The organism is Nocardioides sp. BP30 (genome assembly GCF_029873215.1).
GTDB lineage: Bacteria > Actinomycetota > Actinomycetes > Propionibacteriales > Nocardioidaceae > Nocardioides.
In genome coordinates, this window is record NZ_CP123620.1 from 2,177,022 (window position 1) to 2,196,896 (window position 19,875).

A 19,875-nucleotide genomic window follows, 5' to 3' on the forward strand; every position below is an offset into this window, starting at 1 on the left:
TATAGTTTCGGCAGGAGGTCACATCCCATGAAACTGACCAAGTACACCCACGCCAGCGTCTCGTTCGAGAGCGACGGAGCTCGCCTGCTCCTGGATCCGGGCACCTTCGGCCCCGAGAGTGCCGAGCAGTTGGACCTGGCCGACGCCGTCCTGATCACCCACGAGCACTTCGACCACCTCGACGTCGAGAAGGTCGGAGCCGCACTGCAGCGGCGGCCCGAGCTGGAGGTCTACGGTCCGTCCTCGATCGTCCCGTCACTCACGGCGGCCGGCGGCCGGAAGGGCCAGCTGCATGTCCTCACCCCGGGTCAGGAGCTCGTCGTCTCCGGCGTACACGTGCAGGTCTTCGGCGGCGCCCATGCGCCGATCCATCCGGACATCCCCGTCCCGCAGAACCTGGGCTACCTGCTCGACGAGGCGGTCTTCCATCCGGGTGACTCCTACGTCGTGCCGGGTGTGCCGGTGCACACGCTGCTGGTTCCGACGAGTGGACCGTGGACCAAGGTGGGGGAGGCCATCGACTTCGTGCGGGCGGTCGCGCCGCGCCAGACGGTGCCCATCCACGACGTCATGCTCAGCGAGATCGGGCAGGCATCGGTCGCGATGTTCCTGGGCGAGGGCGGTCCGACGGGAGTGGCGCTGCACCGGCTCGAGCCCTCGCAAGGCCTGGACCTCTAGGGGCTCGCGGTGGACGAGGAACGGGACCGCGCACTCGCCGAGGAGCTGCGGCTGGCCGTCGGGTCGCTGGTCCGCGCCACCAGGGCACAAACGGATGAGCTGTCCCGCGCCCACGCCGAGTCGCTGGCCCAGCTCGAGCGCCAGGGCGGTCGGACCATCGCCCTGCTGGCGGCCGAGCGGGGCGTGAGCCACCAGGCGATGAGCAAGGCCGTCGCCGAGCTGGAACGCATGGGGCTGGTCGAGCGGCACCCCCACCCCTCGGACGCCCGCGCCTTCGTCATCGAGCTGAGTGCGAGCGGCCGGCACGCCCTGCGGCGCGATCGGGACGCCCGCCGTGACAGCCTGGCGCGTGCCATCGCCGGCCTCGACGAAGCCGATCGTGCCCTGCTGGACGCGGTTCCGCGGCTGCTGCGTCGGCTGATGCCCTAGCCGACACGCGGGTCGGGACACGACGACGAAGGCCCCGGACCTGCGTCGCCGCAGGGCCGGGGCCTTCGTCTCGTGGTGGGTGATACTGGGTTCGAACCAGTGACCTCTTCGGTGTGAACGAAGCGCGCTACCACTGCGCCAATCACCCGTGACGTTGCTGAACACTAGCGCATCCCGCGTCCCACCTCACATTCGGGGCGCGCCCCGCATCACCCCTGCGTGGCGGAGCGGACCACCTCATCCAGGGCGACCACGAGCAGCGCCACGTCGTCGTCGCTGGCGCCGTACTTCTCCAGCAGCCGATCGGCGATCGCCTCGGTCCCGCAGTCGCCGAGCGTGGCCAGGAACGTGGCGACCTCGAGGAGGCTGTCGTCCAGCGGTACGTCGCGGCGTTCGACCAGGCCGTCGGTGAACAGGAGGAAGCGGTCGCCGGGGAGCAGGTCCACGACGTGCTCCTCGTGGGTCGTGCCGAGCCCGAGCAGCACGCCTCGGTAGGAGAGCAGAGTTGCCTCGCCGTCGCGCACCCGGATGAGCGGCGGGTGCCCGGCGCTGACCAGCCGCATCGTGCGGCGCTCGGCGTCGATCATCCCGATGCACGCGGTAGCGATCACGCCGGGCTCGTTGCGGATCAGCACCCGATCGATCCGACGCATGATCTCGGCGGGGCCGTAGTCGTCGTAGGCGTAGGCGCGCAGGGAGTAGCGCAGCTGCGCCATCACCACGGCGGCCTCCAGCGAGTGACCCTGCACGTCCCCGATCGCGACGAACAGGTTGGCGCCGACCTCGAAGGCGTCGAAGAAGTCGCCACCGACCTCGGCATGCCGCTCGGAGGCGCGGTAGCGGGCGCCGATCGTCACTCCGTCGGGCTCCGGCAGCGAGGAGGGCAGCAGGCTGCGCTGCAGCAGCACGGCCGTGCGGTGCTCGCGCTCGAGGGTGCGGAGGTTGTCGAAGGCTACCGACGCCAGCTGCGCGAGACGCTCCAGGAGCAGGTCGTTGCCGTCCTCGTCGGAGGAGGCCGGGACGGCCACCAGGCCGACGCGCTCGTCGTCCACGACGATGGGGCTCACCCGCCACACCTCCTCGGGAAGCGTCGGCAGGATCGTGGACCAGGCCTCCTCCCGTGGCCGCACCATGCCCGCGTCGGGGAGGCCGGCCAGCAGCTCTGCCAGGCCCTCGTGCGTCAGCGGCCCGGTGATGTCGACCGTGCCGCCGGGTGCGGCGGCGGAGCGATGGGCACCGGGCCGGTCGACGAGCACCGCCACCGCCGGCTCGTCCAGCACCTCCGCGGCGGCCCGGGCGACGCCGTCGGTGAGGCGCGCGACGCTGGCCGCGACGTTCAACCGCACGGCAGCGCGGTTGAGGCGGCTCATCCGGCCTGCGAGCTCCTCGGCGCTTCGGCGCGCGCCCGAGGAGCGCAGCAGGGTGCGGATCGTCGAGAGCAGCTCCTGCGGCTCGATGGGGTCGACCAGGTAGGCGTCCGCGCCGCTGTCGAGACCGGCGACCCGATCGAGCGTCTCCATGGCCACCGCCGAGACGTGCACGACCGGGATGCCCGAGCGCTCGGGGTCGTGCCGCAGATCGCGGGTGATGTCCAGGCCGCTCCCGTCGGGCAGGTGTACGTCGAGGACCGCGAGGTCGATGTCCTGCTCGGCGAGGATCCGGCGCGCGCCGGCCGCGGTGTCGGTCTCGACGATCCGATACCCGCTGCGGCGCAGCCAACTGGCGATGACGTAGCGCTTGGCGGGTGTGTCGTCGCAGACGAGCACCAGCGGCAGGCGCTCAGGCATGGCCGCCGCCGTGGGGCAACCACAGGGAGAAGCAGCTGCCCTCGCCGACCACGCTGCTCACCTCGATGCGGCCGCCGAGAGCCGTCGCCACCACCTGCGCGAAGGGGAGACCGAGCCCGGTGCCCTTGGCGCTGGCGTGCAGGGGCGAGGTGGCCTGGTAGAACTCCTCGAAGATGTGCGGCAGGTCGTCCTCGGCGATGCCGACGCCGGTGTCGCGGACCTCGAACAGCACGTCGCCGGCTTGTGCCCGCGCGCCGAGAACGACCGAGCCCGCGGAGGTGAACTTGGCGGCGTTGCTGAGCAGGTTGCGCAGCACGTGGCGCAGCAGGTCGGGGTCGGTGTCGATCATGTCGATCCCGTCGACCTCGAGGCGCAGCGTCACGTCCGGACGCAACAGCGGCTCGATGACAGCGCGCAGCTCGCCGAGCAGCGCTGGGACCGACGTCGGCACCGGCGTCGGCTCGAGCCGACCGGACTCGGCGCGGGCCAGGTCCAGGAGCTCCTCGACGAGCCGTTGCAGGTCACCGGCGCTGGTGCGGACGTACTGCACCTGTTCGGTGTGCTCCGGGGTCAGGCGGTCCGTCTGGTGCGGATCGAGGAGCAGGCCGGTGAGGCCGAGGATGGAGTTGACCGGGGTGCGCAGCTCGTGGCTGATGCTGCGCAGGAAGCGCGTCTTGGCCTCGCTGGCCTGGCGCAGCTGCAGGTTCTTGTCGTCGATCTCGGCGTAGAGCGCGACGACGCCCTGGTTGGTGCGGTCCAGCTCGGCCGAGAGCTCGGCGTAGAGCGCCATCACGCCGCGGTTGGTCTCCTCGAGCTCGTTGTTGACCACCTCGAGCTCGCGCCGCTGGGCCCGGACCTCCTCCAGCGCGTTGAGCAGGTCACGGTTCTGCTCGCGCAGCTCCTCGGCGGGTGAGGACGGCAGCTGGGCGAGCAGGCTGCGGCGCAGCCGGTCGAGGACGGCGGTGCCGGGGATCGGTGCCGGGATGGCCTTCTCCAGGATCAGACCGACCCCGCGGCCCGCGTCGTACCCGGCCTGGTCGTCGACCAGGCGGGAGACGGCGGTGACGGCGGCCGGCCACTGCTCGGGCGGCAGGTCGGACTCCAGCCGCACCTGCAGCATGCCGGCGCGCACGTCCAGCGAGACGATGCCGCCGCCGGAGGAGACGATCTCGCGACCGAGCTCGCTGATCGCTGTCGCCACCCGGAGGGCGTCCAGGCGATCCAGGCCCAGGCCGACCGCACACTCGCGGCCCAGCTGGCGCGCCACGAAGAGGTCGTCCTCGGTGCGCAGCGCTACCTGCGTCAGGGCGGTGGTGCTCATGCAGCCGTCCGCAGCACCAGGACGCCGGCATCGTCGCGGCGGCTCGCGGCGGCTCGGACCAGCGCAGCGCAGACCACGCCCGGGGCGTGCGTCAGGACGTCGGGCATGTCGGCCGGCGACCAGCGCTGGGACAGGCCGTCGGTGTGCATCACCACCAGGCTCGCCGGTTCCACGGGGTAGGTCGTCTCCCGCAGCCGCGGAGCGCGGTGGCCCGCGATGCCGGGCTGGGCGGGGAGGGTGCGGGTGCCACCGGGGCCGACCAGCCGGGCGGCGACGTTCCCGATGCCGGCGTGCACCAGCCGCCGCGTCGCCGGGTCGTAGCTGACCACCGTGACCGCCGCACCGCGCGTGCCGCCGAGCGAGGCGTGGATCCGCTCCAGGACGGCGGCGGGCGAGACGCTGTCGAGGGACATCAGCACGTCGGCCGCGCGCTGCGACGCCGCGGCGGCCAGAGGCCCGTGCCCGAGGCCGTCGGCGACCATCACCAGCTGGATTTCGTCGGTCGTGCGGTGGGCAGCGGTGTCACCGCACGGGCCCTCGCCGGACAGCGGCCGGGTGAGCGCTGCCACGTCAGCGCCGCCGCCCTGCTCGAGGTGATCCCGCGTCCCCGCCGGGTCGGGGCCCATGATCGCCTGCGCGATCGTCCCCAGCGCCGGGACGGAGTAGACGTCGAACGCCGAGGCGAGCCGCTGGCAGGCGCCCAGCCCGATCCCGAGCGTTCCGCGGGTGGAGGCGCCGTCGGAGATCAGCGCGTCGATGTTGCGGCTGCCCGGACCCGCGTCGATCGCCAGCACCCGGACGGCCGCCCGGTCGCCCTCGCCGAGCACGCGCAGCACGAGCTCGCCCCCGCCGGCGTGCTTCACCAGGTTGGTGGCGAGCTCGGTCACCACGATGCCGACCTCGGCCACCCGCTCCGGGTCGAGACCCAGGTCGGAGGCCAGGGCGGCCGCCGCCCGTCGTACGGCGGGGACTGCCGCGCTCTCGGTCACGTTCCACCAGCTGTCACCGGTGGCGCCGGGCAGCGCGGCCACCCTCATCGTCTCCACTTGACGACCGTGACGCGCGTGCCGCGGCCCGCGGCGGTGTCGAGGTCGAACTCGTCGACGAGCCGGCGGGTACCCGACAGACCCAGGCCCAGACCACTGCCACTCGTCCAGCCGTCGGTGAGCGCCAGGTCGACGTCGGCGATGCCCGGTCCTTCGTCGCTGAAGACCACCTGCACGCCGATCAGGCCGGCGCGCTCCAGGAGGCGGACGGTCGCGTCGCCACCGCCGCCGTACACGAGGGTGTTGCGGGCCAGCTCGCTGGCCGCCGTCACCAGCTTCGTCTGGTCGACCAGGGAGAGCTTCGCCGCCATGGCGACGTCGCGCACCGACTGGCGCACCCGTACGACGTCGGAGTCGGCGTGCACCTCGATGACGGTGCCGGTCTCACTCGGCGAGGTCGTCATCGCGGGTCACGTCCCCTCCGCGGGCGGGCGCGCTGATGCTGCGGCTCAGCATCCGGATGCCGCGGTCCACGTCGAGTGCTGTGCGGACTCCCGACAGGGTCAATCCCAGCTCGACCAGCGTGATCGCCACGGCCGGCTGCATGCCGACGACGACCGTCTCGGCGTCGAGCACTCGCGAGACGGCTGCCGTGGTCGAGATCATCCGGCCGATGAAGCTGTCCACGATCTCCAGCGCCGAGATGTCGATCAGCACACCCTTGGCGCCCGTCTCGACGATCCGGTTGCTGAGGTCGTCCTGGAGCATCAGGGCGGTGTGGTCCTGCAGGTCCACCTGGATGGAGACCAGCAGCATGTCGCCGATCCGCAGGATCGGGATCCGCTCCATCATGCCCTGCTGACCACGTCGAGGCCCGACCGACGCATCGCCAGGAGCATCGCGTCCGACAGGCTCGCCTTGGTGTGGATGTCGCCGAACTCGATCCCGAGCGCCACGACCGTCTGGGCGATCTGGGGCCGGATCCCGGAGACGATGCACTCGGCGCCGAGCAGGCGCGCGGCCTGGACCGTCTTGAGCAGGTGCTGGGCGACCTGGGTGTCGACGGCGGCGACGCCGGTGATGTCGATGATCGCGTGCTCGGAGCCGGTGTCCACCAGGGCCTGCAGCAGCGCCTCCATCACCACCTGGGTGCGGGCGGAGTCGAGGGTGCCGACCAGCGGCAGCGCCACGATGCCGTCCCACAGCTTGACGACAGGCGTGGAGAGCTCGAGGAGGGTCTCGGCCTGCTGGGCGATCACCGTCTCGCGGGCACTGGCGTAGGTCTCCAGCATGTAGAGCCCGAGATCGTCGACGACGCGCGAGAGGCTGGCGAACGCCTGGTAGGCGGCGAGGTCCCCGCGCTGCTCGAGCAGGGTGAGGGTCGCCGTCTTGAGTGCGAAGACGCTCACCGCCGCCTCGGTGGGTGAGAAGCCCTGGCGGGCGCGGGTGCGGCCGAGGTCGGCGAGCAGCGCACGCAACCCGTCGTAGGTCGTGCTGCGGATGTCGCTCTCGCGGCCGTCGGCGGAGGTGAGGCCGTCGAAGATCTCACGGATGTCGTTGGTCAGCTCGCTCGCGGTCATGCGGCCGGCGAGCGAGGTCTCGACGATCTCGGTCCAGGCGGGGATGAGCTCGTCCCGGTTCTGGCGGAGCAGGTCGATCCAGTCGTGCTCGGGTTGTGACGACACGTCTTGCCATCCTTCGTCGCAGGAGTTGCACGGTAAAGGATCTCACCGCCTGCGTATCTTGGCAGAGCGCTGCGACATTCGCCCGACCGAGCCGTCCGCGGCGCTCATGAGATCGCGTTGTTTAAGGATCCGGCCTCTCGGGCAGTGATGGCCTCGACCGCTGTAGGACCAGGAGGGGAGGGGTCATGAGGAAGGCTGTTGCCGAGATGGGTGCGCATGGCCACGACTGGCGTGTTGCCGAGGTGGTCTTCGATGACGGTGTCGCCGTACGGCAGTTCGAGTGCTGGTGCGGGGCCACCGACATGGACACCGCGGCATGACGCGTCAGGTCGCTGCCCGAACGCGACGCGCGCGATTCAGACGTATCTCCGCCCCGGCCGCGGGCCGGCGGAGGCGATCGCGCTTCCAACAGTGTGTGACCGTCTCTTCGCTCGTGAACGAGAGGAACCCCGCCCGTGGCACAGCCAGCGAGCCGGTCAGTAGTGTTGCCTTCGAAGGTGCCAGTGGAATTGCCGGTGGAGTTGTGGGCGCTGTGATCGAACGTCGGGAGTCTCTCGAGCTGCCTGCCGTCGCCGATTCGATCGGCACGGCACGGACAGCCGTCGCCAGGTTCGCTGCGGACCTGCCGCAGTCGCTGCGCGACGATGCGGCACTGCTGGTCTCGGAGTTGATGAGCAACGCCGTGCGGCACGGTGCCGGCATCGCCGTGCTGACCCTCTCGCTCTCCGAGGAGATGCTGACGGTCGCGGTGCACGACGACGGCGCCGAGCTGCCGATGATGGGTGCCGGCATCAGCGATCCGGCGGCCGCCTCGGGCCGTGGGCTCGGCATCGTCGAGCGGCTGGCGGCGCAGTGGGGCGTGGACGTCGATCGAGGCGCCCCGGGCAAGACGGTGTGGTTCCGGCTCGCGGTCGCGAAGGCGACCTGGGGTCAAGCGGATAGGGAAGGCGAGAAGGTATGAAGCTCACGATCACGCGGCGGGACTCGGAGGGCGCCAGCACCCTGGCTCTCGAGGGATCCGTCGACCTGGTCACCCGCCAGGCGTTGGTCGAGGCCGGACGGGACGTCCTGGCCGAGGGCAAGGCGCTGACCCTGGACATGGCAGCGGTGGACTTCATCGACTCGACGGGGCTGGGTTCGCTGGTCGAGCTCTCCCGCGAGGCCGCCGCCCGCGACGCCGTCATGGTCGTCGCGCCGCGCTCGCCCCGGGTCGAGCGTGTCTTCGAGCTCACCGGCCTGGATCGGGTGTGGGCCGCTGCGCCGTCGCTGGTCAGTGCCAGCACGGTGGATCGTTAGGATGGGCGTCGTGCCCCTCTTCGCAGCCACGCGCGAGATCGACGCGACCGGCCAGGACGTCCTGGTGGTGACCGGTGACGTCGATCTGGCGACCGCCCACGAGTTCGTCGCCGCCGCCGACGCCTGGACGGCGGGCGGCGGGAGCGGTCCGGTGCGGCTGGACCTGAGCGGGGTGACCTTCCTGGACTCGACCGGGATCAGTGCGCTGCTCGAGATCCGCCGCGCCGCCGCTGGCGTCGGGACCGATGTGGTGGTGGTCGGGCAGTCGGCCGCGGTCGACCGGGTCCTCGCCGTCGCAGGCATCACCGACCTGTTCGCAGCTCGACAGGGCGACGCGTGACGCGCGTCGACGTACGGGGCTGATCGGTCGGCTCCCGCCCGGTCGATCCGGGCGCGGAGATCGCCGAGACCCGGGTGCCGCGCAAGCAGTGATGAGGTAGCAATGATCTTCCCTGGCAACGTCTCCTGGCCCTCGTCGGTCGTGACGGTGAAGGTGCCCGCTCACCCCGACTTCGTGGCCTCGATCCGAGCGATGAGTCGGTCGGTGGCGGTCCTCGCCGACCTGGCCCTGGAGGATGCCGAGGAACTCCAGATGGCCGTCGACGAGTCGGCGATCCTGTTGCTTCCCTTGGTCGACGACGCCGGGTCGGCCGAGTCGCGGATGCTCACCGCTACCTTCGAGGTCGAGGAGGGCTGCGTCGGCATCGTGATGAGCGCGCCGTGCCGGCCGGGCAGCGCCGTCGACCGCACCGGCATGCCGTGGATGATGCTGACGGCCATCGATGCGGAGGTGTCGGTCTCCTCACAGGGCGGCGAGGCCGCGATCAAGGTCACGCGGCGCCGCGAGGACATCTCTTCGTGACGCAGAACCAGTCCCGCTGGTCCTCCAAGAAGGCTGAGGAGGTCGGGCGGCTCTTCGATCGATTGTCGGCGCCCGGGATCGGGGTCGAGGAGTATCGCGCGGTCCGCGAGGAGATCATCGAGGCGAACCTCCCGCTCGTGGGCTACCTGGCCCAGCGCCTGGCAGGCCGCAAGGGTTCGCTCGAGGACCTCGTCCAGGTCGGATCGGTGGGCCTGATCAAGGCCGTCGACCGGTTCGAGCCGCAGCGCGGCTACGAGTTCGTCGCCTATGCCGCACCGATGATCCTGGGCGAGATCAAGCGCTACCTGCGCGACTCCGGCTCGCTGGTCCGGGCACCTCGGCGTGCCCAGGAGCTGCAGGGCGCGGTCATCGAGGCGCGGGAGCGGCTGAGCCAGGAGCTGGGCCGCGCGCCGACGATCTCCGAGCTCGCCCAGCGCATCGGCGCCAGCCCCGAGGACGTGGTGGAGACGATCGAGGTCGGCCGCAGCCGCGAGGGCCATCCGCTCGAGCCGCTGATGGATCCCGCGGGCGGCTCGCTGCAGCAGCTCATCGCCGCCGAGGAGCGCGGATACGTCAACGTGGAGGCCCGGGTCGACCTCAGCGACGCGATCGCCGAGCTGAGCGAGTCCGAGCGTCAGGTGGTCACGTTGCGCTTCACCGACGGCAAGACCCAGGCCGAGATCGCGCGCGTCCTCGGCGTCTCGCAGATGCAGGTCTCGCGGCTGTTGCGACGCAGCCTGACGAAGATGCGACTCCTGCTCGACGAGTGAGCTCTCGCCCGGCCTACGCCTGGCCACGCCCGGCCCACGGCCGGGCGAACCGAGACGTAGCGCCGCCTCGGCGCGAACTCGGGCGGCATATCTGTGTCAGGAACGGCACGTTCCTCCGTCTCACTCCCGTCCCCGGATCATCCCGGGCGGCAGGGGGAGGAGACATGGACGCAGAGGAAGCAGCTGCGGGAGCGACGTCCGGTGGCGCCCGCAGGTCGCTGGAGATCATCCGCACCAACGATCCGGCGGAGGCCTCGGCCAGGGCCGCCGGCCACTTCTACCCGAACCGGATCGAGGCGCCCACGGCCGACGGCTTCGGGATGGAGATGCGCGTCGTCGACCTGGGCGTGATCGCCGCGGCGCTGGTGCGCTTCGACACCGAGACCTCTTACAGCATCCTGGAGAGGGAGGACGCCTACCACGTCACCGTGGGGCTCAGCGGAGCCGTCGACGTCTGGATCCAGCGCCGCCACCTCGTCGCCGATCCGTCGGTGGGTGTCGTCGCCGGGCCCTCCACTCCGGCCCGGGTGAGCGGCTGGCGATCCGGCCGGGACTGGCTCCTGGGCGTCAAGGTCGGCAGGCCGGCTCTCGAGTGCCAGCTGCGGGCACTGATCGGCCGCGACGTGGAGGAGGAGATCCGCTTCGACGTCGAGATGCGGCTCGACCGCGGCATCGGTCCGCAGTGGTTGCGGCTGGCTCAGGGCCTCCTGGACGACGCCGCCGACCGCACCGGCGAATCGGACGCCATCGGCTGGCACCCGCTCCTGGCCGCGCGGACCTCGGATGCGGTCATGACCGGGCTGCTGCTCGCCTGCGACAACCAGTTCAGCGACTTCCTGTGGCGTGCGGGGCGTCAGGCCGGTCCCGCGTCGGTCCAGCGCGCGATCGAGATCATCGAGGAGCGCCCGAACGAGCCGCTGACCATCTCGGGCATCGCCGCCGAGGTCGGGATCAGCGTTCGCGCGCTGCAGAGCGGCTTCCGGCAGACCCTGGGCGTCACCCCGGGCTCCTACCTCACCCAGGTCCGACTCGAGCGGGCCCACCGGACGCTGCGCGAGGCGCCGCGCGGCAGCCTGTCGGCGACCTCGGTGGCCCTGATGTGGGGATTCGGCAACTACGGCCGCTTCTCGGCGAAGTACCGGGAGCGGTACGGCGAGACGCCTGCCGCGACCTTGCGATCGGGCCGCGGCTGAGCCCGGTGAGGTCGAGCGCGCCGGACCGCTGGCGACTGGTGTAAGCAACGTTGCTTCATCGCGTCTTCACTGAGGGCCAGCACGACTGGCCCGCCGCCGGTGCGATATCGCGGGGGCGATGGGGTCGCACCGGCGGCGCCCTGGCGGGGCCGCTGTCATGGCGGGGCCCGGTTCCGAGAGGACCGGGCCCCGCCATGCACTGGGCCGACGCTCAGGCGCGTCCCGGGCGGTGCCGGTCGACGTGGTCCAGCACGCCGAAGGCAACCAGCCGGTTGTCGGTATGGAACAGCTCCGCGCAGGTCGTCAACGTGATCAGCCGCTCTCCGGCGGCCTGGGGCGGCTCCACCCCGCCGTCCGGATTGCGGGGGAGCGGCGTGGTGACCCAGGAGGCGGTCATCGGCACCACGAGCGCGGAGCCACTCGTCAGCAGCCGGTAGACGTAGGTGCGGCTGCGGGTGACGACCTTGATCACCGATCCGGGACGCAGCTCGGGCATCCGTCGCAGCGGCTCACCATGGGTGACCCGGTGGGCGGCGAGGACGTAGTTGCCCACGTCGCCCGGCCCGGCGGTGCCGACGAAGTGTCCGAAACCGGTGGCGAGGACGTCGCTCCCGGTGCCCTCGAGCACCGGGACGGCGTAATCGGGACCGAAGTCCGGGATCTGCACGATGGCGTCGGCCACGCCGAACCGCGTTCGCACCCCCTCCCCGGTCGAGCCGCGCCAGCCCGACCGCAGCTGGGCCAGCGTCTGGTCGCGATGTCGGTGGGAGACCCAGGTCGTGCCCCAGAACTCCCAGGCCACGTAGCCCAACACGGCCAGCCCCGCGCCGAGCAGCCCGATGCCGAGCAGGACCCAACGGGACCGGGTCGGGTGTGCGGGCGGCCGCTGCGCGGGGCCGTGCTCGATCCGGCCCCGAGGTCCGGCGTGCACACCGGACCTCACGGCGCCGATCCCCGCCGCCTCGGGGCGGACGTGTCGCCGAGCCGGCGCGTGGCCACCACGATGAGGAGGGCGGCGCCGAGGGCCTCCACGAGCCACCCGGGGAAGCCCGGACCGCCGGCCCGCCCGACGATCGACCGCCGGGCCGAGGCTGTGTCGGCGTCAGGCACCCGGACACCCTCGACCAACAGCCGGTGCGTGTTGACCCCGATGGGAGCGCAGGTGACGAGGGTGAGCAGGTCCTTCCCGGCGACGGGCCGCAACGAGTCGGTCTGATCGGGCAGCACCGTTCGGATCCGGTCGACCCGATAGGTGATGGTCTGGTCGAGCACCGTCACGCTGAACTCGTCGCCGTCACGCAGCTTGTCGATGTCGGTGAACATGGTGGCGTTGACCAGACCCGAATGAGCGGTCAGGACGCTGTGGGTGCCGGCTCCGCCGACCGGGAGCGCGGTGCCGTACAGGTGTCCGACGCCGCGATCGAGCGTCTCGGCAGCGGTGCCGTGGTAGATCGGCAGGCTGAGCCCGATCGAGGGCGCCGAGACGTAGCCGATCACGCCGCCCGCGCCGACGTCGAGCGTGTCGAGGTAGGCCCGGTAGGCGGCGTCGACCGTCGGCGCCGCGGCACCGGCACCGTAGGGGTCCCGGAGCGGACCGGGGGGCAGGTGGTCGTTGTAGGCGTGGGCGGCCGCCAGTGCGCGCTGCTTGTCAGCGGGCAGCATCGACTCCACCGCCTTGGCGTAGCCGGAGACGACGGCGGCGTGGGAGCGGTCGGAGAACCAGCGGGCACTCGACGGGTAGAGCAGCACCCCGATGCCGACGAGGGCCAGCAGGACCACGCACGTACGGCGCCGCCCCCAGCGACCCAGGGCGGGCCGAGCCCAGCCGCGGGCACGGTGACGGGCGCGGTGACGGGCGCGGTGAGGCGCACGGGGACGGAGGCTGGCGGCCGTGCGCGGCACGCCGGCGGGACTGGACTGGATGCTCATCTGGCTGCGTGTCTCCGGAGCGGGGCTCTTCGTGCGCGGCGGGCCTGACCGACCGCGGGGCGACGGAAGTCGCCGCCCCGCGGACCGTCGGACGGGCGTCAGCTCGCCGTGCCGGTACGGCGGCGTCGGCCGAGGGCGATCACGAGAGCGCCCGCCAGCGACAGGCCACCGCCGAGATAGACGAGCCGACCGCCCGGACCTCCGGTGAAGGGCAGGGCGAACCCGCTGTTGGACGGCACGTCCTGGACCTTCAGGTCGACGCCGACCGTCGAGGTCTGCGCTGTGACGTCGAACTTCACCGGGTCGGCCAGGAGCTCGTACCCCGCGGGGGCCTGGACCTCGGCCAGCCAGTAGTCGCGGTAGCCGGCGGAGCCTGCCGTGACCGTCTGGCCGTCGGCGAAGTCGGAGTAGCGCAGGCCCGAGATCGTCACCGTCCCGTCGGTGCCGGCGGTGAAAGTGGTCTGGCCGGCGAGGGCGATCGGGTTGTTGCCGGCTTCGGCGTCGGCCTGAGTGGCGTAGACGCTGAAGACGGCGCCACCGAGCGCCGTGCCGTCGGGGTCGGTCTTCTGCACGGTCAGCGAGCCCCACTTCGTCTGGACCGGCGGGGTGACGACCGGGCCGCCCGGCTGACCCGGGGTGATCGAGAAGCTGGCCTGGTTGGGGTAGAGCAGCGCCGTGTTGGTGATCTCGCCGACGGCATGGACAGTCGTGACGACCTTGACCAGGACCTGGCTGGTGTCGTGGGCGGCCAGGACCGCCCGACCGGCAGCCGTGAAGCTGACCGTCAACGTGCGGCTCGAGGCGTCGTAGTCGGCCGTGTAGTCGGTGCCCTGGGCCACGGTGGTGCCGTCGGCGAGGCTCACCGCCGTGCTCGCGTAGTCGAGCTTGGCGTCCAGCTGATCGGTGACCTTGTAGCCGTCGATCGTGTCGAGGTTCGGGATGTCGGCGGCGATGGTCCACGACAGCGGATCCCCGAGCTTGGTGGCGCTGGCGTCGGAGACGGTCTTGGCGACGGTGGTCGTCGCGTTCTTTGGGTAGACGTCGACGTCGTAGAGCCAGGAGTTGTGCGTGGTGGGGTCGGTCAGCGGGACCGAGACCAGGAAGGGCGCGGAAGGGGTCGCGCCGGCCGGCCACGAGGTCTCGGTGACCAGGTAGAGACCGAGCGGGAGGCCGGCCAGCGACGCCGTACCGCTGGCGTTCGTGGTGACCGGCGAGCCCTGCGCGCTCGTCAGGCCGTACCCGGCCGAGGTGATGGATCCGGTCGCGTCGGCAGCGTTGTAGGTCTTGCTGAGCGCGTCGGCCTTCTGCCAGCCGCTGTTGGTGGTCAGGTCGATGCCGCCGACCTGCTGGACGCTGAAGGTCACTGCGGCGATCGGCGTCAGGCCACTGGTGTCCACCTGGGTGCCGTCGTGGGGCAGGCCCGTGGCGGTGTCCGGGGTGGCGAACTTGTGGATCGTGAGGGACCCCGCCTTGCTGGGGTCGGGGAGCGAGGCGGCTGTCGCCGCGTGGGCGGGTGCGACGGCGCCCAGGGCGCCCGCGGTGCTGAGCAGGGCGACGATCAGGAGGGTAAGGCCCCGGAGAGGTCGCTGGCGTGATCGGGTCATGAGGCGCTTCTCATCTTTCTGTACTGCCGGATTCGTGCTGGTGACGGTGGTGGGGTGGGTGCATGCCGCGGCCGCGGCGACGGCTGCCTACCTCTTCACCCGCCTTCCGGGGGTCCGGGTCCTCCGAGTACGGCGCCGGCCGCCGAGCACCACCGCCGCGCCGGCCAGGACGAGCAGTCCGATGCCGGCGAAGCCGAACGCGCGCGCGCCGTGACCGCCGGCGTGGGGCAGCGTGAACACCCCGACGTCGTGCACCGTGAGCTCCGGTTGACCCGTCGCGGCGGTGCCGATCGCCAGCGTGGCGGCGGATGCACGCGGCACGGTGACGCTGCCGTCGGTCCCGACCGTGAAGGCGACCGGCTGGGCCAGCAGCGTGTACCCGTCGGGAGCCTGCGTCTCGGTGAGCCAGTAGCCACCCGGCGTGAGGCCGGTCATGACGAACTCCCCGCTCTGGCCGGGGACCGGCGCCACGCCGCCGGCGATGGTCGTCCCAGGTGCGCCGGAGGCGTCGGTCTGGAGCTGCCACTGCGAGCCGGTCAGGGTGATCGTGCTGCCGGCACCGTCGGTGCCCACCTTCCGCAGCAGCACGTCCTGTCTGGTCGCCTTGTTGGTCAGGGTGCAGCTGATGCTGGCGCCGGCCACCGGCGTCAGGGCGTAGGCGCCGGTGAGGGCGAGGTTCGCCGGCAGTCCGGCCTGGACCCCGTTGGCGTCGGTGCACGTGATCCTCCTGCCGTACGTCGCGGCCGTCGTGGTCCCGGCGGCCGCCTCGTCGAGGTAGTACGTCGTCCCCGCCGTGGCGGTGTAGGTCCCGGTGGTGCCGGTACCGCTCGTGACGGTGTTCCCGGTGCCGGTGGTGGTGGACGAGGAGGTGGAGTTGACGATCGGTCCCGAGCCGGAGCCGGTGTGGATGGCGACGGTGAACTCGTCGGTGTCGGCGATGCGGCTGCCGTCGAGTGCCTTGACCAGCCTGATCGTCGGCGGCACCGCGCTGTTGGTCACGGTGCAGGTGATGTCGGCGCCGGCCACCGGTGTGATCGACGTGCTCCCGAGGAAGGCCTGCCCCTGGGGCAGCCCGGTGCTCAGGCCACTGCTGTCGGTGCAGGTCAGCGAGCCGTTGTAGAGCGCCAGGATGGCGCCACCCGCGGCCGCCTCGGTGAGGTAGTAGGTGGTCGTGCCGGTGGCCACGTAGGTGCCGGTGGTGCCGGTGCCCGGGGTGACGGTCGAGCCGCTGCCGGCGGTGGTCGCGTTGGTCTGGTTGCTGACGATGGTCCCGGTGGGCGAGCCCGTGCGCAGGGCCATGGTGAACTGGTCGCCGGCCCGCACGCGCGCGGTGCCCAGGGCCTTGACCAGTCGGATCCGCGGAGAGGCGAACCGCACCGTCGCCGGTGCGCCGGGCAGGAGCCCGGTCAACGTCATGTTGGACGTGGGCGAGTTGGTGTAGGTCGCCTCGGTGGCGGAGGTGACGTGGGCGGTGATCGTGCACGACGAGGCGCCCTTGGCCAGGTCCCCGCCCTTGACGGTGATCGTGCTGCCGCCGGCGGTCCCGGTGGTGCTGAAGGCCGTGCCGCTCACCTGGGTGCAGGTGCCGCCGAACGTGGTGTCGGCGAGGGTGAGCCCGCTGGGCAGCGTGTCCACGAACCCCCAGTCGGACTTCGCCATCAGCTCGCTGGTGTTCGTCACCGTGAGCGTCAGCACCGAGGTCTGGCCCGGCGCGACCAGGGTCGGGGAGAAGGACTTGTCGACCGTCGGCGTGACGTCGAGGATCTGAGGCAGGTCGAAGGCGACGTCGTTCCCGAGCCCCGTCGCTGTCGCGTTGTACAGCGACAGCCCCAACGACGCCGTGGTGCCGGCCGGGATCTGGATCGCACCGGACTGCAGCCTGCTCACCTGGGTGCCGCTCGTGGCGGTGCCGCAGGGGTCGAGTCCCGTGCCCAGCACCGTGGCGGAGCCGTTGATCAGCAGGCTGAAGGTCTCGCTGGCGTGGCTGGCGTTGCAGTTGGTCTCGGCGAAGTAGGCGGAGACGGCGTAGTAGTGCCCGGCGACGGCCGGGATCGCGCTGGCGTTGACGGTCTTGAACTCCGTGCCGGCGGCGATCGCGCCCGAGGCCGCGTTGGTGTACTCCGCCAGGGCCTGGTTGGCCGTCGCCTGGGCGGCGGTCTGGCCCTGGGCGAGACCGAGCTGCTTGGCCAGCGACTGCAGACCGTTCCAGGCGCTGGGTTGGTTGTGCAGGCAGCCGGCGTCCGAGGTGGCCAGCGGCGAGGAGCCATTGAGGATCCAGCCGTCGCACTGGCCGCCGGCAGGGGTCCACTGCGGGTCGGCGGTGTAGGTCTGGTTGGCGGCGTCGGCCCCGCCGTTGTAGTCCAGGACGGAGATGGCGGCGCTGCTGGCGTCCTGGTGGGAGAAGGTCTCGGTGTAGACGGGCGTGCCGGCTGCTGGCACGCCCGCGGCGAGCAGCCGCAGCGGGGTGTGCGGCGCCAGGGTCGCCGTGCCGGCTGCGCTGGATGGGCCGGGGTGGGCAGGGCGTGACAGCGCGAGGCCGAACGTGAGGCCGATCACCGTCGTGACGGTGAGCGCACGGCTCAGGACAGGGGTTCTCATGGATCCTCCGTGGGCAGGCGTGCGCGGGGTGGGGGCACGGCTGCCTGCGACTGGTGGGCACGGGCGCGGCTGTTGCCGCGCCGCACGCGGGCTGGGTGGTGGGTCGGCTGGGCTACGGTCAGCAGGCCAGGCGCGTGCTGACGTCGCCGTACGCCGCCCGCAGCGCCTTGCGGGCGCGGAAGAGCACCACCGCGGTGGTGCTGCGGCTGGCGTCGAGGGCCTCGGCGACCTCGGGCAGCGACATGCCCTCGACGGCGCTGAGCCACAGGGCTCGGCGGTAGCGTGGATTCACCTTCGTCATCGCCGAGCGCACCTCGTCGGCATCCTCGAGCCGATCGAGCTCGTCGGCCGTCGAGTCGGCGGCGAGGTCGAGCTCGTGCTCGCCGAGCGTCTCGAGATGGATCAGGTAGGAGTCGCGGCGCAGACGGTCCACGTGCAGGTTGCGCACGGCCTGCATCAGGTAGCTCTTGAACGAGTCGATCGGGTGACCGGCGACGATCCGCTGCCAGCTTCGCAGGAACGCCTCGGAGACCAGGTCCTCTCCGGATCCGTCACCGCCGCGCAGTCGATGGGCGAGCCGCAGCGCCATCGGCGCGTGTCGCAGGTAGAGCTCCTCGGTGGCCTGCCCGTCCAGGTCGTGCCCGGTGCGGATCTGGGTGACCAGCTCGGCGTCCGCTGTCGCGGCGAGCGGTCTCACCGGCGTGCCCGGTCCCCGACGTCGGTGACGCCGGTGCGAAGCGTTGCTGGATCGGGTCGCCCGCTTCGGCGCGCGGCATGGATCGACTGCATGAATTCCTCCCCCAAGGAACGGCCCCCCATGAAGCCGCGGGACCGACCCTAGGAGCGGCCGGCGAGGATCCGACAGCCGTTACGCGCGACGTCCGTGGCCACTTTGCGCCGACGAGCGGCCGTCGGCTGCGACCGCTCATCGCCGCCTCAACTCACGGGAGCCGGATGGAGCAGGGGGAGGATCTCGTGACGGCGGCTGACGTTGCCGAGCTCGGCACGGTCGTAGGCCAGCTCCCGCGCAGCTGCGGCCAGCGCCGAGGCGGCATCGGCGAAGGGCCCGGTCACGAAGGTGGTGCCGGCCAGCAGATCCCAGGTCACGATGACGTGCGGCCGGTCAAGGTCCTCCAACTCCTGCTTGACCACGGCCTCCACGAGCAGGGTGAGCCAGCTCTCGACGTCGGGCTGCGCGCCGTCCGGCGATGTCTCGATGGCCATGCCGTTCCTCCTGCTGCGATGGTGCTTTCACAACAGGGACGCGGAGACCCGGGAGTCGATGACAGTGGACGGGCGCCCGGCCCGCCCACTGTCGACGCTGGGGCCGCTCAGAGGCCCATCTGCTTGGCGATGATCATCTTCATCACCTCCGAGGTCCCGCCGTAGATCCGGTTGACGCGGCTGTCGGCGTACAGCCGCGCGATCGGGTACTCGTTCATGTAGCCGTAGCCGCCGTGCAGCTGCAGGCAGCGGTCGATGACCTCGGCCGCGGCCTCGGTGCAGAACAGCTTCGCCGAGGCAGCCTCGGCGGGGCTCAGCTCGTCGGCGTCCAGCGCCTCCAGGGCGCGATCGGCCACGGCCTGCATCGCGTCGACCTTCGCCTGGCACGCGGCGAGCTCGAACTTGGTGTTCTGGAAGGACGCCACCGGCTGGCCGAACACCTGCCGTTCCTGGGTGTACTTCTGCGCGAACCACACCGCCGCCTGCGCCTGCGCGTACGCGCCGTAGGCGATGCTCAACCGCTCCTGGGGCAGGTTCTGACCGAGGTAGGAGAAGCCCTTGTCCTGCTCGCCCAGCAGGTTCTCCGCCGGCACGATGACGTCGTTGAAGGCGAGCTCCGCGGTGTCGGAGGTGCGCAGGCCGAGCTTGTCCAGCTTGCGGCCCACGGTGTAACCCTCAGACGCGGTGTCGACCACCAGCAGCGAGATGCCGAAACGGCGGTCGTTCTCCAGCGGTGCCGACGTGCGGGCGCACACGATCACCCGGTCCGCGTGCACGCCTCCGGTGATGAACGTCTTGGCGCCGTTGAGCACGTAGTGGGTGCCGTCGTCGGAGAGGCGCGCCGTGGTGCGCATCCCGGCGAGGTCGGAGCCGGTGCCGGGCTCGGTCATCGCGATCGCGAACATGGTCTCGCCCGAGACGAAGCCCGGCATCCATGCCTGGAGCTGCTCGGGCGTGCCGAGCTTGAGCAGGTAGGGCAGGCACAGGGCGACGTGCACCCCCGAGCCCCCGAAGCCGACGCCGGCGCGGGCCGTCTCCTCGGTCTGGATGGCCGCGTACTTGAACGAGCTGATCCCCGCCCCGCCGTACTCCTCGGGGACCTCGATCCCGAACAGGCCGAGGTCGGCGAGCTTGCCGTAGAACTCGCGCGGGACGAGGCCCGCCTCGAACCACTCCTGGTAGTGCGGGACGACCTCGGCCTCGATGAAGGCACGGAGGGTCTTGCGGAACGTCTCGTGGTCGTCGTTGAAGACCGTACGTCGCATGGCGGGTTTCCTTCCTGCAGTCCTGCCAGCACCTTAGGCCAGAGCTCGTGCGCTGCACGTGGGCGACGCCGGCCGGGGTGCGGCGAGCAGGTATCTGCCAGGTCAGGGAAAATTCACCCGGAAAAGGTGAGCGGGGCGCCGGACCCGGATCTACCGTGGTTGCGGGACACACACACGCGGCACCGATCCAGATGCGGATCGAGTCCACGTGACACGCCAGTAGATGAACCGATCGGGCGGGGGAGTCT

General features: G+C 71.4%; 22 protein-coding genes and 1 tRNA gene. 9 read left to right on the forward strand and 14 right to left on the reverse strand.

The window, feature by feature from the left end:
* The first annotated feature begins 27 nt into the window (after nucleotides 1–27).
* The gene (locus P5P86_RS10275) at nucleotides 28–678 is read left to right on the forward strand and encodes an MBL fold metallo-hydrolase (RefSeq protein ID WP_280607339.1); all 651 of its coding nucleotides are present in this window, start codon (nucleotides 28–30) and stop codon (nucleotides 676–678) included.
* Nucleotides 679–687: 9 nt separating this feature from the next.
* On the forward strand, nucleotides 688–1,107 hold the full coding sequence (locus P5P86_RS10280; RefSeq protein WP_280607340.1) for a MarR family winged helix-turn-helix transcriptional regulator: 420 nt from the start codon (nucleotides 688–690) through the stop codon (nucleotides 1,105–1,107).
* A gap of 73 nt (nucleotides 1,108–1,180) precedes the next feature.
* On the opposite strand, the gene P5P86_RS10285 is transcribed toward P5P86_RS10280, so the two are convergent.
* The 7 genes from P5P86_RS10285 to P5P86_RS10315 all read right to left on the reverse strand — a co-directional run bounded on the left by P5P86_RS10285 (nucleotide 1,181) and on the right by P5P86_RS10315 (nucleotide 6,886).
* Nucleotides 1,181–1,255: transfer RNA gene (locus P5P86_RS10285), tRNA-Val, on the reverse strand.
* A 61-nt stretch (nucleotides 1,256–1,316) separates the two neighbouring features.
* Complete coding sequence (locus P5P86_RS10290) at nucleotides 1,317–2,894, reverse strand: SpoIIE family protein phosphatase (protein WP_280607341.1); 1,578 nt, start codon at nucleotides 2,892–2,894, stop codon at nucleotides 1,317–1,319.
* The gene (locus tag P5P86_RS10295) at nucleotides 2,887–4,215 is read right to left on the reverse strand and encodes an ATP-binding protein (protein ID WP_280607342.1); all 1,329 of its coding nucleotides are present in this window, start codon (nucleotides 4,213–4,215) and stop codon (nucleotides 2,887–2,889) included. The genes P5P86_RS10290 and P5P86_RS10295 overlap by 8 nt, the downstream gene beginning before the upstream one ends.
* Nucleotides 4,212–5,252, reverse strand: a complete 1,041-nt coding sequence (locus tag P5P86_RS10300) for a SpoIIE family protein phosphatase (protein WP_280611246.1) — start codon at nucleotides 5,250–5,252, stop codon at nucleotides 4,212–4,214. The genes P5P86_RS10295 and P5P86_RS10300 overlap by 4 nt, the downstream gene beginning before the upstream one ends.
* The gene (locus P5P86_RS10305) at nucleotides 5,249–5,665 is read right to left on the reverse strand and encodes an anti-sigma regulatory factor (RefSeq protein WP_280607343.1); all 417 of its coding nucleotides are present in this window, start codon (nucleotides 5,663–5,665) and stop codon (nucleotides 5,249–5,251) included. The genes P5P86_RS10300 and P5P86_RS10305 overlap by 4 nt, the downstream gene beginning before the upstream one ends.
* Nucleotides 5,646–6,050 carry an STAS domain-containing protein gene (locus P5P86_RS10310; protein ID WP_280607344.1) on the reverse strand — a complete coding sequence of 135 codons (405 nt, stop codon included), beginning with the start codon at nucleotides 6,048–6,050 and terminating at the stop codon, nucleotides 5,646–5,648. Before P5P86_RS10310 ends, P5P86_RS10305 begins: the two co-directional genes overlap by 20 nt.
* Nucleotides 6,050–6,886 (reverse strand): STAS domain-containing protein, encoded by an 837-nt coding sequence (locus P5P86_RS10315; RefSeq protein ID WP_280607345.1) that lies wholly within the window; start codon nucleotides 6,884–6,886, stop codon nucleotides 6,050–6,052. Before P5P86_RS10315 ends, P5P86_RS10310 begins: the two co-directional genes overlap by 1 nt.
* Before the next feature lie 185 nt (nucleotides 6,887–7,071).
* On the opposite strand from P5P86_RS10315, the gene P5P86_RS10320 reads away from it, so the two are divergent.
* The 7 genes from P5P86_RS10320 (at nucleotide 7,072) to P5P86_RS10350 (ending at nucleotide 11,007) form a co-directional block, all read left to right on the forward strand.
* A complete protein-coding gene (locus tag P5P86_RS10320; protein WP_280607346.1) occupies nucleotides 7,072–7,206 on the forward strand; it encodes a hypothetical protein in 135 nt (44 codons plus the stop codon).
* A gap of 212 nt (nucleotides 7,207–7,418) precedes the next feature.
* Complete coding sequence (locus P5P86_RS10325; protein ID WP_280607347.1) at nucleotides 7,419–7,847, forward strand: ATP-binding protein; 429 nt, start codon at nucleotides 7,419–7,421, stop codon at nucleotides 7,845–7,847.
* Nucleotides 7,844–8,182: an STAS domain-containing protein gene (locus tag P5P86_RS10330; RefSeq protein WP_280607348.1), complete on the forward strand. Its 339-nt coding sequence runs from the start codon at nucleotides 7,844–7,846 to the stop codon at nucleotides 8,180–8,182. Before P5P86_RS10325 ends, P5P86_RS10330 begins: the two co-directional genes overlap by 4 nt.
* Before the next feature lie 10 nt (nucleotides 8,183–8,192).
* On the forward strand, nucleotides 8,193–8,522 hold the full coding sequence (locus P5P86_RS10335; protein WP_280607349.1) for an STAS domain-containing protein: 330 nt from the start codon (nucleotides 8,193–8,195) through the stop codon (nucleotides 8,520–8,522).
* 102 nt (nucleotides 8,523–8,624) lie between these two features.
* A complete protein-coding gene (locus P5P86_RS10340) occupies nucleotides 8,625–9,044 on the forward strand; it encodes a hypothetical protein (protein WP_280607350.1) in 420 nt (139 codons plus the stop codon).
* Nucleotides 9,041–9,814: a sigma-70 family RNA polymerase sigma factor gene (locus P5P86_RS10345; protein ID WP_280607351.1), complete on the forward strand. Its 774-nt coding sequence runs from the start codon at nucleotides 9,041–9,043 to the stop codon at nucleotides 9,812–9,814. The genes P5P86_RS10340 and P5P86_RS10345 overlap by 4 nt, the downstream gene beginning before the upstream one ends.
* 164 nt (nucleotides 9,815–9,978) lie before the next feature.
* Nucleotides 9,979–11,007: an AraC family transcriptional regulator gene (locus P5P86_RS10350; protein WP_280607352.1), complete on the forward strand. Its 1,029-nt coding sequence runs from the start codon at nucleotides 9,979–9,981 to the stop codon at nucleotides 11,005–11,007.
* Between the two features lie 211 nt (nucleotides 11,008–11,218).
* On the opposite strand, the gene P5P86_RS10355 is transcribed toward P5P86_RS10350, so the two are convergent.
* From P5P86_RS10355 to P5P86_RS10385, 7 genes are all read right to left on the reverse strand, one after another.
* The gene (locus P5P86_RS10355) at nucleotides 11,219–11,950 is read right to left on the reverse strand and encodes a class E sortase (RefSeq protein ID WP_280607353.1); all 732 of its coding nucleotides are present in this window, start codon (nucleotides 11,948–11,950) and stop codon (nucleotides 11,219–11,221) included.
* Nucleotides 11,947–12,936 (reverse strand): class C sortase, encoded by a 990-nt coding sequence (locus tag P5P86_RS10360; protein ID WP_280607354.1) that lies wholly within the window; start codon nucleotides 12,934–12,936, stop codon nucleotides 11,947–11,949. Before P5P86_RS10360 ends, P5P86_RS10355 begins: the two co-directional genes overlap by 4 nt.
* 98 nt (nucleotides 12,937–13,034) lie before the next feature.
* The gene (locus P5P86_RS10365) at nucleotides 13,035–14,540 is read right to left on the reverse strand and encodes a SpaH/EbpB family LPXTG-anchored major pilin (RefSeq protein ID WP_280607355.1); all 1,506 of its coding nucleotides are present in this window, start codon (nucleotides 14,538–14,540) and stop codon (nucleotides 13,035–13,037) included.
* 87 nt (nucleotides 14,541–14,627) lie between these two features.
* Entirely contained in the window at nucleotides 14,628–17,138 is a 2,511-nt protein-coding gene (locus tag P5P86_RS10370; protein ID WP_280607356.1) for a DUF7933 domain-containing protein, read from the reverse strand.
* A 118-nt stretch (nucleotides 17,139–17,256) separates the two neighbouring features.
* A complete protein-coding gene (locus P5P86_RS10375) occupies nucleotides 17,257–17,835 on the reverse strand; it encodes an RNA polymerase sigma factor (protein ID WP_280607357.1) in 579 nt (192 codons plus the stop codon).
* A gap of 239 nt (nucleotides 17,836–18,074) precedes the next feature.
* Nucleotides 18,075–18,362, reverse strand: a complete 288-nt coding sequence (locus tag P5P86_RS10380; RefSeq protein WP_280607358.1) for a hypothetical protein — start codon at nucleotides 18,360–18,362, stop codon at nucleotides 18,075–18,077.
* Between the two features lie 107 nt (nucleotides 18,363–18,469).
* A complete protein-coding gene (locus P5P86_RS10385) occupies nucleotides 18,470–19,627 on the reverse strand; it encodes an acyl-CoA dehydrogenase family protein (protein WP_280607359.1) in 1,158 nt (385 codons plus the stop codon).
* Between the last annotated feature and the right edge of the window lie 248 nt (nucleotides 19,628–19,875).

Coding starts and splice junctions, on each gene's coding strand:
- P5P86_RS10275 (WP_280607339.1), top strand. CDS start 28: ATGAAACTGACCAAGTACACCCACGCCAGCGTCTCGTTCGAGAGCGAC.
- P5P86_RS10290 (WP_280607341.1), bottom strand. CDS start 2,894: ATGCCTGAGCGCCTGCCGCTGGTGCTCGTCTGCGACGACACACCCGCC.
- P5P86_RS10365 (WP_280607355.1), bottom strand. CDS start 14,540: ATGACCCGATCACGCCAGCGACCTCTCCGGGGCCTTACCCTCCTGATC.
- P5P86_RS10300 (WP_280611246.1), bottom strand. CDS start 5,252: ATGAGGGTGGCCGCGCTGCCCGGCGCCACCGGTGACAGCTGGTGGAAC.
- P5P86_RS10295 (WP_280607342.1), bottom strand. CDS start 4,215: ATGAGCACCACCGCCCTGACGCAGGTAGCGCTGCGCACCGAGGACGAC.
- P5P86_RS10340 (WP_280607350.1), top strand. CDS start 8,625: ATGATCTTCCCTGGCAACGTCTCCTGGCCCTCGTCGGTCGTGACGGTG.
- P5P86_RS10380 (WP_280607358.1), bottom strand. CDS start 18,362: ATGGCCATCGAGACATCGCCGGACGGCGCGCAGCCCGACGTCGAGAGC.
- P5P86_RS10360 (WP_280607354.1), bottom strand. CDS start 12,936: ATGAGCATCCAGTCCAGTCCCGCCGGCGTGCCGCGCACGGCCGCCAGC.
- P5P86_RS10320 (WP_280607346.1), top strand. CDS start 7,072: ATGAGGAAGGCTGTTGCCGAGATGGGTGCGCATGGCCACGACTGGCGT.
- P5P86_RS10310 (WP_280607344.1), bottom strand. CDS start 6,050: ATGGAGCGGATCCCGATCCTGCGGATCGGCGACATGCTGCTGGTCTCC.
- P5P86_RS10330 (WP_280607348.1), top strand. CDS start 7,844: ATGAAGCTCACGATCACGCGGCGGGACTCGGAGGGCGCCAGCACCCTG.
- P5P86_RS10370 (WP_280607356.1), bottom strand. CDS start 17,138: ATGAGAACCCCTGTCCTGAGCCGTGCGCTCACCGTCACGACGGTGATC.
- P5P86_RS10385 (WP_280607359.1), bottom strand. CDS start 19,627: ATGCGACGTACGGTCTTCAACGACGACCACGAGACGTTCCGCAAGACC.
- P5P86_RS10350 (WP_280607352.1), top strand. CDS start 9,979: ATGGACGCAGAGGAAGCAGCTGCGGGAGCGACGTCCGGTGGCGCCCGC.
- P5P86_RS10305 (WP_280607343.1), bottom strand. CDS start 5,665: ATGACGACCTCGCCGAGTGAGACCGGCACCGTCATCGAGGTGCACGCC.